Here is a 17,204-nt window from a genome sequence, read left to right on the forward strand (position 1 = left end):
AAAAGACACACAATGAAAAAATCAGTTTATGTACCCGCATTACTGTGTAGCGCACTTATAACAAGTGCCTGCTCAGATAATAATAAAACCGAACCGCAGCAAATGCCTAAGCAGGCTCAAAACGAGTTAACAAAGCCTGTTGTATACCAAGTATTTACACGCTTATTTGGTAACACACAAACCGCAAATGTACCTTGGGGTAAAAAAGAGCAAAATGGTGTAGGCAAATTTGCCGACTTTAATGATGCTGCACTAGCTGGTATTAAAGAGCTAGGGACTACCCATGTTTGGTATACCGGTGTTTTACATCATGCGCTAGTGGGCGATTATACCGAGTATGGGATTACGCAAGACGACCCTGATGTAGTAAAAGGCCGTGCAGGTTCACCTTATGCAATAAAAGATTACTACGACGTAAACCCAGATTTAGCCATAAATGTGACTAATAGGTTGGGTGAGTTTAGTGATCTGATTGAGCGCACTCATCAACATGGTATGAAAGTGGTTATTGATATTGTGCCTAACCATGTTGCGCGTGATTATAAATCAGTAGCAAAACCCAAAGGAGTAAAAGACTTTGGTGAGCAGGACGATAAAAGTAAAGAGTACGATAAAAATAACAACTTTTATTATGTACCTGGGCAGTCTTTTCAAGTACCAGCGTCAGAAAGTTACTCCGTTTTAGGTGGCAACACGCATCCATTAGCAGATGGCTTTTTTGACGAAACACCCGCTAAATGGACGGGTAATGGGGCGCGAGCACCAAAACCTGATATTAACGATTGGTACGAAACCGTAAGAGTGAATTACGGCGTTAAGCCTGATGGCAGCTATGACTTTCCTGTATTACCTAAAGAGCTAGAAAACCAAGATTATCGCGCTCATTATGCGTTTTGGCAAAATAAAGAGCTTCCTAATAGTTGGTATAAATTTAGAGACATCACTTTGTACTGGCTTGATAAAGGCGTTGATGGCTTTAGGTACGATATGGCCGAAATGGTGCCGGTTGAATTTTGGAGCTTTTTAAATTCATCAATAAAAATGCAAAAGCCCGATGCGTTTTTATTGGCTGAAGTTTACAACCCACAAATGTACAGAGCGTATATTCAGCAAGGAAAAATGGATTACTTGTATGATAAAGTCGGTTTTTACGACACATTAAAAGCCATTATGCAGGGAAAGCAAGCTGCTAATACTATTTTTGCAGCCCAAAGCCAAGTGGCTGATATTGAAGCGCACATGCTGCACTTTTTAGAAAATCACGACGAACAACGCATTGCTAGCCCTGATTTTGCAGGTGATGCACGCTGGGGGAAACCCGCAATGGTCGTTTCTAGCTTAATGAGTCGCGCACCTACTTTATTATATTTTGCCCAAGATGTGGGGGAGGACGGATCTGAAAACGCAGGTTTTGGCACATCTACTCGCACCAGCATTTTTGACTACATTGGTGTACCAGCGCATCAAGCATGGATGAACAACGGAAAATTCGACGGCGCTAACTTATCGAGCGAGCAAGCATCGCTTCGTGATTATTATAAATCAATAATGTCGCTCAATAGTTTGCCGGTTGTTGTAGGTGGAAGTATGACAGCGCTTTCGCTTAGTGGTAGCGAACGCGTTGCTGGTTTTGTACGCACGCTGGGACAGCAATCGATTTATGTATTTAGTAATTTTAGTGAAGAGCCACAAACGGTAGTGATTAACTTAACACCAGAGCAAGCCAATACCTTTGAGCAAAATAAACCGCTACACGACCTACTTGAACAAAATACCACGAAGCTCATTACCGACGGGCAAGTTACAAAGCTTACGCTCACGCTAAATGCATTTAGTAGCGCAGTGTTAACTAATAAGGCTAATCATGAATAATCAAAATAATAATTATGACAGCAACAAACCAAATCTGAGCTTTTGGCAAATATGGAATATGTGCTTTGGTTTTTTAGGCATTCAATTTGGTTTTGCACTGCAAAACGGCAATGTGAGCCGTATTTTTCAAACGCTTGGCGCACAAGTTGATGATATTCCTATCTTATGGGTAGCAGCACCTTTAACGGGTTTAATAGTGCAACCAATAATTGGTTATTGGAGTGATAAAACATGGGGACGTTTTGGTCGTCGTCGTCCGTTCTTTTTTATAGGGGCGGTACTTACTACTATTTCACTCTTTATTATGCCGCACTCGCCAACGCTCTGGATTGCTGCAGGTATGTTGTGGATTATGGATGCGTCAATCAACGTTACAATGGAACCTTTTAGAGCACTTGTAGGCGATAACTTGCCAGAAAAACAACGTGCTACAGGTTACGGCTTACAAAGCTTTTTTATTGGTATTGGTGCTGTACTAGCCTCAGCATTACCATGGATGATGACTAATTGGTTTGATGTTAGTAATACCGCTGCTGCAGGAGAAATACCTGAGTCTGTTAAATATTCATTTTATTGGGGTGGGTTTGTATTACTTACTGCCGTTATTTGGACTGTAGCACGCACTAAAGAATATAGCCCTGAGCAACTTGCTGAGTTTGAAAGCCAAAAAGTACAATCTGCTGCCGCACCTATTATAAATATTAACTTCAATAAAGGTGCCATTATTTTTGTGGTGTTAGGTTTAGCAACACTTGCTTTAGTTATGGGCTTAGCGCTTGAAAAAGAACTGTATTTACTTGCTGGTGGTTTATTAGCGTTTGGTATTGTGCAGTGGATAGCGGGTGCTTTAAAAGGCGCAAATAAAACACAAGGCGGCTTTTATCAAGTAGTACAAGATGTATTTACTATGCCAGAGGCAATGAAGCAGCTAGCGTGGGTACAGTTTTTTAGCTGGTTTACACTATTTGCAATGTGGATATACACCACAGCCGCAGTAACAAGCTTTCATTATGGTAGCAGCGATGCAACCAGTAAAGCATTCAACGATGGGGCAGATTGGGTCGGTGTTTTATTTGCCGCTTACAATGGTTTTGCGGCTATTGCCGCTATGTGTATTCCGTTTTTAGTTAAAAAAATGGGATTAAAAGGCGCACATTGCTTTAACTTACTACTAGGCGCATTAGGCCTTGCGAGCTTTATGTTTATAACAGACCCTAAAATGCTAATTATACCTATGATAGGTGTTGGCTTTGCATGGGCGTCTATTTTGTCGCTTCCTTACGCCATGTTAAGTAATGCACTACCGAGTAATAAAATGGGCGTTTATATGGGGATATTTAATTTCTTCATCGTCATTCCACAGTTATTAGCTGCCAGTATTTTAGGGCTTATTTTACGCCACGTATTTTCTAACCAGCCTATTTACGCATTATTAATTGGTGCCGCATCATTTGTTGTTGCTGCGATTGCTGTAATGCGCGTTAAAAATTCAAACTAAGGGTCACACAATGAAAAAATATAACCTTATTACCGCTTCTCTTTTAACTTTGGGTTTAACGGCCTGTGGCGTGCAAAATACGAATAATGAAAATATTGATGCTACGATTGCATCAGCTCCAGGCGCACCAGGCGCTGAACCATTTTGGGCTTATGCAGGTAAAACCGGAATTGGTACTTCCTTTGAGCAATACCAAAACGGCCAATATAATAACAACGCTGCGACAGGTGAAGTATCAAAGGTCTGGTTTTCAATTGCTAAAGGTATGATCACCGAAACTATGTTTGGACTCATTCACCAAGCGCAAATTAAAGATATGCAGTTTGTGATAACCGGTAAAGATTTTACAGTTACTGAAGCAGACGATTTAGACGTTACAATTGATTACTTACATAAAGACGATAAAGGCAGACCGCTCTCGCTTGCTTACAAAGTAACAAGTACAGATAAGCAAGGGCGCTTTACCCTCGAAAAACACATATTCACCGACCCTGACGGACAAACATTGTTTATACGCAGTATTTTTAATACATCACTTAAAGGCGTGAAAGCGTATGTTGCTGTTAACCCTTATATAAACAACAACGGCTTAGGTGATTTTGCAAAAACCACTGAGCAAGGCTTAGTTGCTTGGGAAGACGATAACTTTTTAACACTGCAATCATCTACGTCATTCAAAATGAAAAGCGTAGGCTTTGCAGGTGTAAGCGATGGCATTACGTCACTTAAAACTAAACAACTACTCAGTGAACAATATGCAAATACAGGGAGTGAATCGGGCAATGTCAGTATGCTTGCAGAGCTTGGCAATATAAGTAGTAATACCACATTTGATTTAGCACTAAGCTTTGGTAAAACGCAGATACAAAGCCAGCAACAAGGTGCACAGAGCTTATCTAAAGGTTATCAAAATGTGCTCGATGCCTACAACGGTAAAGGTGAAGCGCTAGGCTGGGAAGATTATCTACAAAGCCTTGAGCCATTAAATACAATGGTTAAGCAAACCGCCGATAACGGTAAGCTACTTTACACCAGTGCAATGGTGTTAAAAGCGCAAGAGGATAAAACTAATGCGGGTGCGCTAATTGCCTCACTTTCTAATCCTTGGGGTGAAACTGTTTCAGCCAAAGAAGGGTCAACGGGTTATAAAGCGGTGTGGGTTCGTGATTTTTATCAAGTAGCTATGGCATTTATGGCCTTAGGCGATACAGCGACTGCAAAAACGGCCTTCGAATACCTTGAAAAAGTACAAGTTACTAGCAAAACCCCGGGTAACAATGGCGACACTGGCTGGTTTTTACAAAAAACACATGTAGACGGTGAACTTGAGTGGGTAGGGGTACAGCTTGATCAAACGGCTATGCCAATTATGCTCGCGTGGAAGTTACATCAAGCAAACGTACTAAGCGATACCGAGCTTAAAGATTGGTACGCACGCATGCTAAAACCGGCAGCTGATTTTTTAGTCGATGGCGGAAGAGCTAAAATTTTATGGAACGATACGCAAATTACTCCACCTGCAACACAGCAAGAGCGCTGGGAAGAGCAAAATGGTTATTCACCCTCTACAACCGCAGCCATTTTGGCAGGCCTTATAACAGCCAGTGACATAGCAACACTCAGTGGTGATACTCAAAATGCAGAACGTTATTTAGCAACGGCTAAAAAATATAACAACGATATAGAGTCGCAGATGTTTACCACCCAAGGTAATTTAAAAGGTGATAGCACCGATGGCGAATACTTTATCCGTATAGGTCAAGATACTAACGCTAACTCAAATACTAAAATTAATGCCAACAATGGCCGTGAAGGTTTTAATAAAAAGCAGATTTTAGATGGTGGATTTTTAGAATTAGTTCGCTATGGAGTAAGAAGCGCTAACGATTCAAGTATAGTTAAAACGCTACCAGAGTATGACGACGAAACACTTGAAGATAATCTACAAGTTAAATACAGCTTTAACTTTACCGATGGTAGCGGCACATTTGCAGGCTATCGCCGCTATGGTAACGACGGTTACGGCGAAGATGAAACCACCGGTACTAATTACGCCGAAAGCGGCAGCAACACACCAGGGCAACGTGGCCGTGTATGGCCATTTTTTACAGGTGAGCGCGGGCATTATGAAATCGCCGCTGCAAATGCAAATAATGCTTTAGATGATAAAAAACAAAGCGAGATCAAAAACAGCTATGTTAAAGGCTTAGAGCAATTTGCTAATAGCGGCATGATGCTACCTGAACAAGTATGGGATGGTGTAGGCGTAAACAAAGCAGGTTATGAGTTAGGTGAGGGCACAAATTCAGCAACACCTCTAGCTTGGACACACGCAGAATACATTAAACTTGTACGCTCACTCAGTGATAAACAAGTTTGGGATTATTATCCTGTAGTTGCCGAGTCGCTTAAACACTAATATATAATACCAATTCGCTTAATTAAGTGAGCTATTTTGAGGCAGGAAAAACGTGTTGATAGCTAGGCAAAAAATTCGCTATTTGGTTGTTCTCGGCAATTGCTCCTGCATTGCTCTACCTTCTGCATCCATGCAGTCGTAAATGAGAATTTTTTAACGCAGTTAGCGACACGTTTAGCCCCGTAAAATGATTAAGTATTATTGCGGATTGGTATAAAATGCTGTAGTTATTAAAAAAGGCTTCTAAATAAATTTAGAAGCCTTTTTGTTATGTACTCACTTAATATTAAAACAAAAGAATGCTCTTCAAATAAAATGAGTGTCACTTTTTAGTTACATTATTTGAGACCACACTTATTATCAAACCATGATAACAACTCGGTATAAAATTCTTTTTTATGATCGTAGAAAAGCGTATCAGAAAAGTGATCAGCATCTTCAAGCTCAATATATTTAAAGTCTTTTTTGTACTTTTCAAGCTCAGATACGAAGTCTCTACTGTGTTTTACTGGAACACGACTGTCGATATCACCATGCACAACTAGTATAGGAATATTTACTTTATCTACTTGCTCTACAGGAGAGACACCTGTAATCGTAGGGCGTTGTAAAATACTTAAAAAGCGATTTTCGTTAAGAGTTGCATTAATACGACTTAAATCACTTACCCCAGCACCGGCAACAACACATTTATATATGTTGTTTTCACGCATAGATGCAGCAAATGCAGCGTAACCACCATAACTCCAGCCAAATAAAGCAAGTTTATCTTTAGTTGCTAAGCCTTTGTCTATTAAATATTGTGCAGCGTCATCTAAATCATCCTGTTTTTTCAAGCCCCAGTTATTATCACCTGCCATCCAATGCTCTAAACCGTAACCAGTAGAACCACGATAGTTTGGTTGAATAACGACGTAACCATGATAGGCGAGTAACTGCGCCCAGTCATCAAATACAACTGAGTCACGCACCCAAGGACCACCGTGAGGAAGTACTATCGCAGGGTAAGGACCTTTAGTCGCAGGAATAGTTACATACGCTTTTATTTTACGTCCATCTCTTGCTTTGTAAGAGATGTACTTAACTGAGCCTAATTTACTTTTATCAATAAACGGAAGTCGATCACCAATTTTAGTCAGCTTCTGCTTATTAGTAACAATGTAATAGCTGCCTGGGTTATCGTCAGCTGATACTCTCACTACTAATACGTTATCGTTATCAGAACTACTAATGATTTGTACAAATTTATCTTTAAATAAAGAAGCAACAGATTCGTTAAGTGCTTGAAGGTTTGGGTCTGTGAAATAAAACTTAGGCTGCTTGGTTGTATAGCGAAAGCCTTGTAAAGTGCCGTCGGTATCAAGTATAACACCGTCTGTATCTACAGATTTAAGACCAAATTGACGTTCAGAATACTGACCTGTTTTAATATTGTAAATATAAATGCCAGTCGTATTTTCGCCTAAGTTGGCGTTAACATAAACTTCGTTAGGATTACCTTTTGCAAATCCTAATATCTCAAAGTTTTCACGCTTTTTAGGACTAACTTGCTTAATTACTTTCCAATCATCATTGCCTTTATCTCGGGCATAATAATCGATTGCGTTATCAGATTTATTCCAACCTTGGGCTATTCTTATTTCACCATCGTAGTCAGAAACAAACGAGCCTGATACTTTTTCATTTCCGCGCATTACAGTAACGCTTCGTCCAGTGTTAATATTAAATCTCACTACATCTGGAATGTAGTTATTATTAATATCAACTTCTACAAGTACTTCATCTTTTTTGTCTGGAAGTATATTTATTATATTAAATTGAACATTTCGCTTTTTCTTAAATGGTAATAACCAGTCGCCTTTACCATCTGCATCAGTTATTGCAAACTTATTAACCCAGTATTTGCGACTTCCATCTTCTAGTATTTGTCTAAACATAACGCCTATTTTTTCATCGTTTAACCATACGATGGAAGATATCAGCATTTTATCAGCGCCCAACCTTACGGGGTCTGCTTCTAGGTTATTTGGATCTCTTATCTCAATTATATAGTCACCATTTTTGGTAGTCGCTCTTAAAATAGCAAGCTTCTTACCATCAGGTGATGCTACAACACTACGAATAGCAGATGACATTGAGAAAGCATCGATACTGCTCACTTGTGTCGCATCTTCAGTTTCGCTATTAGCGAAAGAAGATAGGCTTAGTAAGGTAAATCCTACTAACATTCTTTTTTTAAGTTTCATTTTTTATTCCCTCAAAAAAAATGGCCTAAAATTTTAGGCCATCTGGATTGAATATATACTCAGCCAATTCTAATTAAAAAGAAGCTGTAAAACTGATGTATGGGCTACGTCCTGAAGTATCATAACCAACACCTAGAGGAATGTTAGTATTTGAGAAAGAACCATTTGGGTCTACTTTTGGTGGAGCTTCATTAAATACGTTACGTACACCAAAGTTCACTTTATAAGCATCGTTAGACCAAGTCATACCGATGTTATGTACAAAGTAGTCATCAGTGAAACCAACAGGGCGACATTTAAGTGGAGCACCATTTGCGTCAGTTAAACCACGACAACCTGCAGTACCTTCTTCGAATTCACCTAAATCATCTTCATCTTCACGACCTTTACCGATGAAACGTGTTTCCCAGTTAAACCTAAAATCAGAATATTTAAGTTGTAAGCGTGCTGTACCGCGCCATTCTGGTGAATCTGGCTCACCCATATTGTCATCAATAGTACCAAGTACATCAAAAACTTGCTCTGTCATGCGCGTGGCTTGAAGGTCTAGTGTAATACCTAAGTTTTCTTCTGCAATTACCGTATCTGTTTCAAAGTAGATATTGTAATCAAAACCTTTAGATGAGATTAAACCAATATTGATAAAGCTAGCATCAACTAAATCAATTTGACCATTTTCGTCACGCCCTATACGGCTACAAAAAGCATCATTACCATCTGCAGAATAACACTGACCAATACTGTAGAAAGCACTTGGCTCTGCAATACTATTTGTTACTTCAATGTCAAAACGAGTTAATGACATTGTTAAATCAAATGCATCAGTGAACGGTTGTTCAAAGATAAAACCGTATGTTTTAGCCACTGATGTTTCAGCACTAAGTTCAGTTGTACCGCCAGTTTCAATCTCAGCGCTGTAAGTAGCAGTATATGAATCAGTCCCACCTTGACCTAAACCAAGAGTAGTTGGATCAATACCTGATGCTTGACAAGCGTTTAATACCGCTGTATCGCGTGTTTCTTCAGCTGCATTATATGTAGCTGCTGAACCTGGGTTCAATGGGTCAATATTACGAGCATCTTCCGGAACAACACATGGATCGGCAACTGTATTAAAACCAGACGTACCGTTTAAGAAACGTTCACGTAAGTTTGGCGCTCTATAAGAAGTACCTTTTGTAGCACGAAGAGTAAACCAATCAACAGGACGGTAGATAGTTTTAAGACTATAAGTTGATTCAGCATCGTAGAAAGATTCCTCAGAAACACGGCCAGAAGCTGTAAATGTAAGTTCTTCAGCACCTTTAACTCCTTTAAGTAAAGGGAAGTCAACTTCTGTAAATATTTCTTTTAGATTACGAGAACCATCAGCGCCTTGGTCAGCAAAGTAGCCCCATAGTAAGCCTTGTGATGCTGCTGCATTAGGATTTGATTCAATCTCATCACGACGATATTCAATACCAACGATACCTGCAACAGTTTCGTTATTCCATGGTAGTGCGAAGAAGTCACCACCCATGAATGCATTAAAAACAAACTGGTTTACTTTAGTTTCGATGTCGCGGTCAATAAATAAATAGGCCGCTTCTTCAGGTGAAAGCGTACCGCCGCCTTCTTGGTAAATACTGTCTGCAAATAAATTAACAGGAACACATCCATCAGAACCGGTACCACAGGTAACAGTACCATCATCATTAAGAACAGCGGTTTCTAATGAGTTAATTAAGCGCTCTTCATCAATACCAACACGGTGGTCAGTACCTTTAGATGCGCTATACGATACAGACGCGTCGTAGTACCAATTGTCTAAACCAATGTTTTCGAACATACCAATATTACCAGTAACACCGGTAACTAAACGATATTGTGAAACTTCAACTTCAGTTTGATCACGGTCACCACGAATATTGATGATTGGCTGAACGGCCTCAGGTCCACCAGGGCCCACACCTAACACGCCAAAACAGTCAATACCGTTTGTTCCACAAGGGTTATATGGGTTTGATGCCGCTACTTGTTGAAATATTTGTGCACCAGGGCTAAAAATTGGTGATTTACGACTCGCATATAAACCTTCGTAGTAGAAAGTTGTATCGTTATCATCTTGGAAGTTATATTCACCATTAAGCATTAGTGAAATACGTTCATTTTTACTTCTGTAATCACCACTTTTGTAGTAATCAGATTGTTGGAAAGCGTATAGAGGGTCTTGGAAATCAACGTCACGGAAACCATCTCCGTTACCATCAACAAATACACCATCATTAATACCATCGCCATCGAAATCGCCAGCTACCCATGAAGGTAAAAATCCTTCAAGACTTGATGGTACAGTTGATTCGCTGAAGTTTGGAATACCAGTGTTTGTAAAGTTAGGAGTGTAATAAACACTACCAAAGAAAGAAGGTACGCTAATACGATTTGTTAGAGGGAAGATATCACATGAATCTTCACCACTCGCCACAGGACCATAGCCACTGTTTCTCGTTACGATACTGCCATCTTCAGCTTCCCAAATACGCTCTTCACACCCTTTAACAAAAGGGTTACCAGATAAAGATTGAGATTTTTGTTCTGAATATTCAACGCCTAGAGTGATAAAACCATTATCCATGGTTTTGCCCCACATACCCGAAAGTACAGTTTCTTCACCGCCTTCACCTTTAGGTTGACGATAAGATGCATCAAAAATAAAACCTTCAACATCTTTTTTCAATATTACGTTAGCTACACCCGCTACCGCATCAGAACCATAAACGGTTGATGCGCCATCAAATAAATTCTCTACACGCTCAATCATTACGCCAGGTATTAAATTCAAATCAGGTGATGTTGGTGCACCACCAACGCCAGCAGGAGCCATTCTTCGGCCATTAATAAGCACAAGAGTTCGTTCAGCACCTAAACCACGAAATCCGATTGTTGCAGCGCCCGGACCGTTATCTAGTACAAAACCACCAAATGTATTATCTATTTGAGCACCAGCCGCTTGGCTGGTCGATTGAAGCATTGAGCCTGCATCAAATAAACCCATTTCACGAGATAAGTCGCCATTGATAATTTGAATTGGTGATGCATTTGAAAATTCAGCTTTTCTTATACGTGAGCCTGTTACAACTATTCGTTCAGGTGCTTCTTCTTCTAATTCTACGTCTGAATTCAAGTCATTTTCTTGAGCTAGCGCGTTAGGCGCTAAGGCTACAGAGCCTAGCAATAAAGAGTATCTTATTGCATTTGATAGAGCTTTAGTTTTAAACATATGTAAATCCCTGAGATATTATTGTTATTTAAGCTATAAAGTTACAGATCAAGATCATGGCGGTACAATAAATTTACATTATAGAAACAAAATAGTAAATACAGTTAACAAATTGCTGTTGCTAAGGAATGTGTAATTGATGTTTTTTTGATGAAAAAGTATAGTTTTTTGGGTGGTGTTTTTTTTAATTTATTGTTTATTATATGATTTTATTGTTTGTAAATGAATGTGAACAGATGTAGTCAGTATTTGCTTAATTAAGAAGGCTCAGCTTGACCTTCTAGAAGTGAGAATAGGATTTAATAGGGCACTTTGTACTTATTCACCACATATCAATTTTAATAAGTTCTCTACTACATTTGCCCAGCAACAGTGGTGTTTCGATCTATTGTAGTTAGTTGTGAGTTTACGTAATTTGCAATGACTGTAATAACAAAGCCGATGCAACAAATTTTGGTACGTTAATATTAGCTTCTTTAAGTGCACGTATAGCGCCAATAGCAATTAAGTCGCTTGCAGCAAATAAGGCGTTAAATTTAATATTATTAGCGATAAGTGAACGGCGTGATACCTCAATTATTCAGTGGGTATAGTATTAGCCATTTTTCGCTCTCTTATTTTAACGTTATTAGCAAGTAATGCGCTAAATGATGTAAAACAAGCTGATATTAAAAATAGTTATGTAAAAGAGTTAGGGTAATTTGCTAATAGCGGCATTTTTTTACCAAAATAAGCGTGGGATTTATAGGTGTAAATAAAGCAGGTTATAAGTTGGGTGAGGACACAAACTCAGCTACACCTAAAGTTTGGATACATGCAAAATATATTAAGCAGGTACGTTTACTCCGTGGTAAACGGGTTGGGATCATTATTTGGTGGTTTTCGAGTCATTTAAGTAATGATTTAGAAATTATATGACATAAAAAAAGATTTTAATTAGGCGTTTTTTTTTCTAAATTAAATTCCGTTTTTTGCAACGGTATAGGGTTTGTGAAGTGTGATGTGAATATTTATGCTAATTAAGTGAGATAGTATTTTGATAAGGGTTTTAAGTCAATTGTATAAGAGTTGTTCTTTAATGGTGTTTATGGCGCTGTTTTTATAAATAATGGAGCCTGCATTTTATTCATTTTGTTGATTTTGCAAACAACTAACAATGTAAATTATATGTTTGTTTTTTTGTTTTTATTTTGTTTTTTGGTTTTATCCTTGGTTTTTTGTTAATTTATTGTTTTTTATGGTGATTTTCCTGTTAATTGCTGTCGCATTTTGTTGGCAAGTTTGTTTTTATTGTGTTATTAATTTGTTTCTCCTTACACGTTGAGGGGGTTAAATACTTTAAATTAGTAGGCGTTATATAAAGTATTTAACGTAAGACATAAAAAATAATAATCTAATTATCTAGGGATAAGTCAAAAATGAACCATAATTTTTCTAAGACATTTAAACGCTCATTCACTGCTGCAGCAGTTGCAATGACGTTAAGTGCGGCAATGCCAGCAATGGCAGATAACGTTAACGGTGCTATCAAAGGTAGCTTAACGGCTCAGTCAGGTGTTTCATTAGCGGGTGCATCAATAACAATAACAGATAAAAGCAAAGGTTATTCTAAAACATTAACTGCTGATGCAAATGGTGAGTTTGATCTTAAGCAAGTGCCTGTTGGTAAGTACGATATTACAGTATCCCAATCTGGTTTTGACCAAGCTCAAGTTAAAGATGTTGTTATAGGGGTAGGTAAAACAGCTCTCATTCAAATTCCACTAACTACAGGTAATATCGAAAGAATTGCTGTTGTAGGTGGCTCTATTCGTGCAATAGATGTTTCTGCATCAGAGTCTTCATTAAATATTAGCTCTGAAGAATTATCGCTACTACCTATATCTCGCTCAGTAACTTCAGTAGCATTGCTTGCGCCTGGCGCAACTGAAGGGGACAGTCGTTTTGGCGACCAAGCTTCATTTGGTGGTGCTTCTGTAGCTGAAAATGCTTATTACGTGAATGGTCTAAATATGACTAACTTCCGTAATGGCCTTGGTGGTGCAACAATCCCATTCACCGCGTACGACAGCTTCCAAGTTAAAACGGGTGGTTATTCTGCAGAGTTCGGCCGTACTACTGGTGGATTAATCTCATCAGTTACTAAATCTGGTTCTAATGATTTTCACTTTGGTGTTGAAACGATTTATTCATCTGACTCGTTAAGTGAGCAAGCTCCTAACTCACTTTACAAACAAAATGATCGTTGTGACGATGCAGACGGGCATTGTATTGGTGATTTATATGTTAATAACCAAGACGACTACGATAACTCATTTGAAACAAGTATTTATGCTTCAGGTGCGATAGTTGAAGATACATTATTCTTCTATGGTATTTACACAGCAAGAGATAATGACTACGAATACGGTAATGCATCTCAAACAGATTTAACAGTTGAAAAAGATGATGACCCATATTACCTAGCGCGATTTGACTGGAATATTAACGAAGATCATCAACTAATGCTTTGGGGCTTTAGTGACAAACGCACTTATTCAGAAAAAACAATTTCAGATCCTGAAGGAAATGGTAATTATACCGAAGATGGTGGCACAGCTTATCACAAGCGAGGCGGAGAAAGTTTTGCATTGCGTTATACTGGTAATCTAACAGATGATCTAAGTATGTCAGCAATGTATGGGCAAGTTAAATTTTCAGAAACTGATTACTCAGACTTTGATGATTGTCCTACAGGTTATGATGGCGATTTAGGTCAGGATACTACATGTTATGTAAACTTTACCGTTGGTGAAAATGAAGATAAACGTGAGCAATTGCGCGTTGACTTTGATTACTACCTAAACGATGAGCATACGTTAAAATTTGGCTATGATTCTGAAACTAATACAGCTGATTCAACAACACAAAACTCTGGTGGCGTTTACTACTATTATCGTACATACGAAGAAGGCGCTAGACTGGCTAATGGTTACGTTTTACCAGAAGAAATGAAGACAACACGTGTACGCGATTATAAAAATGGCGGTTCGTTTGAAGTAGAAAACTGGGCTATTTATATTGAAGATCAATGGTCAGTTACTGAAGATTTAACATTAACATTAGGTCTTCGTAATGATAGTTTTACTAACTACAATGCAGATGGCGAAGAGTTTGTTGCTATTGATAACCAAATTGCTCCTCGTATAGGTGGTTCTTGGGATATTAATGGCGATGGCGACAGTAAGTTGTTTTTTACCGCAGGTCGTTATTACCTACCAGTAGCTGCTAATACAAATATCCGTTTAGCCGGTGCAGAAACATATATCCAAACTTGGTATGAGTATGAAGGTTTAAATGCTGACGGTACCCCTGTAGGTTTAGGTACTCAGCTAGGTGACCCTGCTATTTCTAATGGTGGTGACGGCACTGCAAAACCATCAAATACCTTATCTGATAAAGATCTTGAACCAATGTATAACGATGAGTATATGATTGGTTATCAAGCAGCAATTAATGATGATTGGTCATGGGGTATCAAGGCAACTTACCGTGTTTTAGGTAATCAAATTGATGATGGTTCTTATATCTTTAATGATGAAAATGGTGAATATTTAGGTGAGAACTGGTTCTTATTTAATCCTGGTAATGGCGCTACTTTCAATTTCGATCTTGATGGTGACGGCACCACTGAAGAATATAGCTTTACTGCACAAGAGTTAGGTTACCCGGAAGCTAAGCGTAAATATGCATCAGTTGATTTAACATTAGAGAAAACATGGGATCAGGTTTGGTCTTTAAAAGCGCTATACACATGGTCTCACAACTACGGTAACACCGAAGGTTTTGTTAAATCTGATAATGGTCAAGATGATGCTGGTCTTACGCAAGATTGGGATTACCCTTATTTAATGGATGGTGCTAATGGTAATCTACCTGCAGATCGTCGTCATAACATTAAAGTTTATGGTGCTTTTGCTGTTACAGAAGACTTCTTAATTGGTGCTAATGTTAATATCGCATCTGGGCGTCCTTGGACTGCTTTAGGTCAAGGTTATACTCCAGACCCTGATCAATACCAATACGGTGATACTTACTACGTGGGTGACAAACGTTTCCCTCGTGGCAGCATGGGTAATACACCATGGACAGCACGTTTAGATCTTAACTTTACTTATAACCTTCGCTTTAACGATCAGAAAGTTCGTTTAGCTATGGATGTATTTAACGTATTTGATGCTGCTACTGAAACTCGTTACGATGAAGCTGCAGAAGTAGCTGCTGGCGATGGAAGTGCTACATTTGGTTTAGCTGAGTCTTACCAATCACCACGTAGAATTCAATTATCAGCATCTTACGATTTTTAATAACTTGTTATACCAATTCGCTTAATTAAGTGATTTATTTTTAGGATGGAAAAACGTGTTGATAGCTAGGCAAAAAATTTGCTATTTAGTTGTTCTAAATAAGAATTTTTTAACACAGATAGCGACATGTTTAGCCCCCGAAAAATGATTAAGTATTATTGCGGATTGGTATTAGTCTGAGTTAAAAAAGAATTTAGCAAAAAGCCTCATTAGAGGCTTTTTTTATATTTAAATTTTGAATTTTATGAGATAGGAATACATCAGAACGAAAAGTGAAATAAATAGATAAAAGTATAGAGAATAAAATTTAAGTAGTTGTAACTGCCAATTAGAATGGTTTGTTAATTTTGCTTTATTTTATCAGACAGGCTCAGCTCGACTTTCTAGGAATCAAAATAGGAGGTAATAGGGTGCTTTGTACTTCTTCACCACGTATCAGTTTTAATAAGTTCTCTACGAGCATTTGCCCTGCAACAGTGGTGTTTTGCTCTATCGTCGTCAGCGGTGGGTTTACATAACTAGCAATGGCTATGTTATCAAAGCCGACTACCGCAACATCTTTTGGCACGTTAATATTTGCTTCTTTAAGCGCCCGTATAGCACCAATAGCAATTAAGTCACTTGCAGCAAATAAGGCGTTAAATTTAATATTATTAGCGATAAGTGAGCGAGTGGCGTGATACCCAGATTCTTCAGTGGATATAGCGTTAGCCATTTTACGTTCGTTTATTTTAACATTGTTAGCCAATAGCTCATCTTTGAAGCCCTGAAAGCGACTAAAAAATTCGGGGCTGTGATCAGATGCATCTCCAATAAAAGCGCAATCAGTTCTGCTATGAGCAATAAAGTGCTCAGCGGCAAGCTTACCGCCACCGTAGTTGTCACAACAAACAGTTAAATCGGGACGGTTATCAACGGTTGCACCCCAACAAACAAACTTCGTATTTTGTTCAAGTAAGGTGCTAAATTTTGGTTGGTAATCAATGTAATCGCCATAACCGAGTAAAATAATACCATCAGCTCTGTGGCTATCTTCGTAGTCTGCTTGCCAATCTGCACTAGCCGATTGAAATGAAACTAATAAATCGTAACCTTCTTTAGCGCAAGCACGGGTAATGCTGCCAAGCATGGCTAAAAAGAAAGGGTTAATTTGTGATTCGTCAGAAGTGGGATCTTCAAATAAAAGCAATGCAAGCGTACTACTTTGCTGAGTACGTAAGTTACTGGCATTTTTATCAACTTTATAATTAAGTTTTTTAGCTATATCGAAAACACGCTTACGTGTTTCTTCATTAACAAGATGGCTGTTACGTAAAGCGCGAGATACAGTTGATTGAGATACCCCTGCATAGTGGGCAATATCAAATGAGGTGGCTTTACCTTTCATTGTTACAACTTAATTAATTTGATAAATAATTGTGCCATTTTCGGTTATTAATGAATAATTTCAAGCTTTTTGTGAATTAACGTATATTTTTATTGATAAACGGCTGACACCGGTGTCATAATATAAATGTTTTATCATTTTGTTGTCAAAACGTATTCGCTGTTTATATATTTTATA

General features: G+C 38.5%; 7 protein-coding genes and 1 pseudogene. 4 read left to right on the top strand and 4 right to left on the bottom strand.

The window, feature by feature from the left end:
* Positions 1-12: 12 nt before the first annotated feature.
* Genes GQR52_RS03075 through GQR52_RS03085 form a run of 3 tightly spaced genes read left to right on the top strand, consistent with a single transcriptional unit; the run spans position 13 to position 5,789 of the window.
* Positions 13-1,872, top strand: coding sequence for an alpha-amylase family glycosyl hydrolase (locus GQR52_RS03075; RefSeq protein ID WP_165727407.1), 1,860 nt, complete (start codon positions 13-15; stop codon positions 1,870-1,872).
* Positions 1,865-3,370, top strand: a complete 1,506-nt coding sequence (locus GQR52_RS03080) for an MFS transporter (RefSeq protein WP_165727408.1) — start codon at positions 1,865-1,867, stop codon at positions 3,368-3,370. The genes GQR52_RS03075 and GQR52_RS03080 overlap by 8 nt, the downstream gene beginning before the upstream one ends.
* A gap of 10 nt (positions 3,371-3,380) precedes the next feature.
* A complete protein-coding gene (locus GQR52_RS03085; protein WP_165727409.1) occupies positions 3,381-5,789 on the top strand; it encodes a glycoside hydrolase family 15 protein in 2,409 nt (802 codons plus the stop codon).
* Between the two features lie 338 nt (positions 5,790-6,127).
* On the opposite strand, the gene GQR52_RS03090 is transcribed toward GQR52_RS03085, so the two are convergent.
* The 3 genes and pseudogenes from GQR52_RS03090 to GQR52_RS20470 form a co-directional block, all read right to left on the bottom strand.
* Positions 6,128-8,035 carry a prolyl oligopeptidase family serine peptidase gene (locus tag GQR52_RS03090; RefSeq protein WP_165727410.1) on the bottom strand — a complete coding sequence of 636 codons (1,908 nt, stop codon included), beginning with the start codon at positions 8,033-8,035 and terminating at the stop codon, positions 6,128-6,130.
* Positions 8,036-8,108: 73 nt separating this feature from the next.
* Entirely contained in the window at positions 8,109-11,294 is a 3,186-nt protein-coding gene (locus GQR52_RS03095) for a TonB-dependent receptor (protein ID WP_165727411.1), read from the bottom strand.
* A gap of 318 nt (positions 11,295-11,612) precedes the next feature.
* Positions 11,613-11,936: pseudogene (locus GQR52_RS20470) on the bottom strand (substrate-binding domain-containing protein); the annotation flags it as partial.
* A gap of 776 nt (positions 11,937-12,712) precedes the next feature.
* Here GQR52_RS20470 and GQR52_RS03105 point away from each other — a divergent pair.
* Positions 12,713-15,640 carry a TonB-dependent receptor gene (locus tag GQR52_RS03105; RefSeq protein ID WP_165727412.1) on the top strand — a complete coding sequence of 976 codons (2,928 nt, stop codon included), beginning with the start codon at positions 12,713-12,715 and terminating at the stop codon, positions 15,638-15,640.
* A gap of 370 nt (positions 15,641-16,010) precedes the next feature.
* Here GQR52_RS03105 and GQR52_RS03110 read toward each other — a convergent pair whose 3' ends face one another.
* Positions 16,011-17,027 carry a LacI family DNA-binding transcriptional regulator gene (locus GQR52_RS03110; RefSeq protein WP_165727413.1) on the bottom strand — a complete coding sequence of 339 codons (1,017 nt, stop codon included), beginning with the start codon at positions 17,025-17,027 and terminating at the stop codon, positions 16,011-16,013.
* Between the last annotated feature and the right edge of the window lie 177 nt (positions 17,028-17,204).

It is taken from the genome of Pseudoalteromonas sp. 31A1 (assembly GCF_011378815.1).
Taxonomy (GTDB): domain Bacteria; phylum Pseudomonadota; class Gammaproteobacteria; order Enterobacterales; family Alteromonadaceae; genus Pseudoalteromonas; species Pseudoalteromonas arctica.

What these genes read in the sequence shown, in the direction of transcription:
- GQR52_RS03095 (WP_165727411.1), bottom strand. Translation starts at nt 11,294, where the DNA reads ATGTTTAAAACTAAAGCTCTATCAAATGCAATAAGATACTCTTTATTG.
- GQR52_RS03085 (WP_165727409.1), top strand. Translation starts at nt 3,381, where the DNA reads ATGAAAAAATATAACCTTATTACCGCTTCTCTTTTAACTTTGGGTTTA.
- GQR52_RS03110 (WP_165727413.1), bottom strand. Translation starts at nt 17,027, where the DNA reads ATGAAAGGTAAAGCCACCTCATTTGATATTGCCCACTATGCAGGGGTA.
- GQR52_RS03075 (WP_165727407.1), top strand. Translation starts at nt 13, where the DNA reads ATGAAAAAATCAGTTTATGTACCCGCATTACTGTGTAGCGCACTTATA.
- GQR52_RS03090 (WP_165727410.1), bottom strand. Translation starts at nt 8,035, where the DNA reads ATGAAACTTAAAAAAAGAATGTTAGTAGGATTTACCTTACTAAGCCTA.
- GQR52_RS03080 (WP_165727408.1), top strand. Translation starts at nt 1,865, where the DNA reads ATGAATAATCAAAATAATAATTATGACAGCAACAAACCAAATCTGAGC.
- GQR52_RS03105 (WP_165727412.1), top strand. Translation starts at nt 12,713, where the DNA reads ATGAACCATAATTTTTCTAAGACATTTAAACGCTCATTCACTGCTGCA.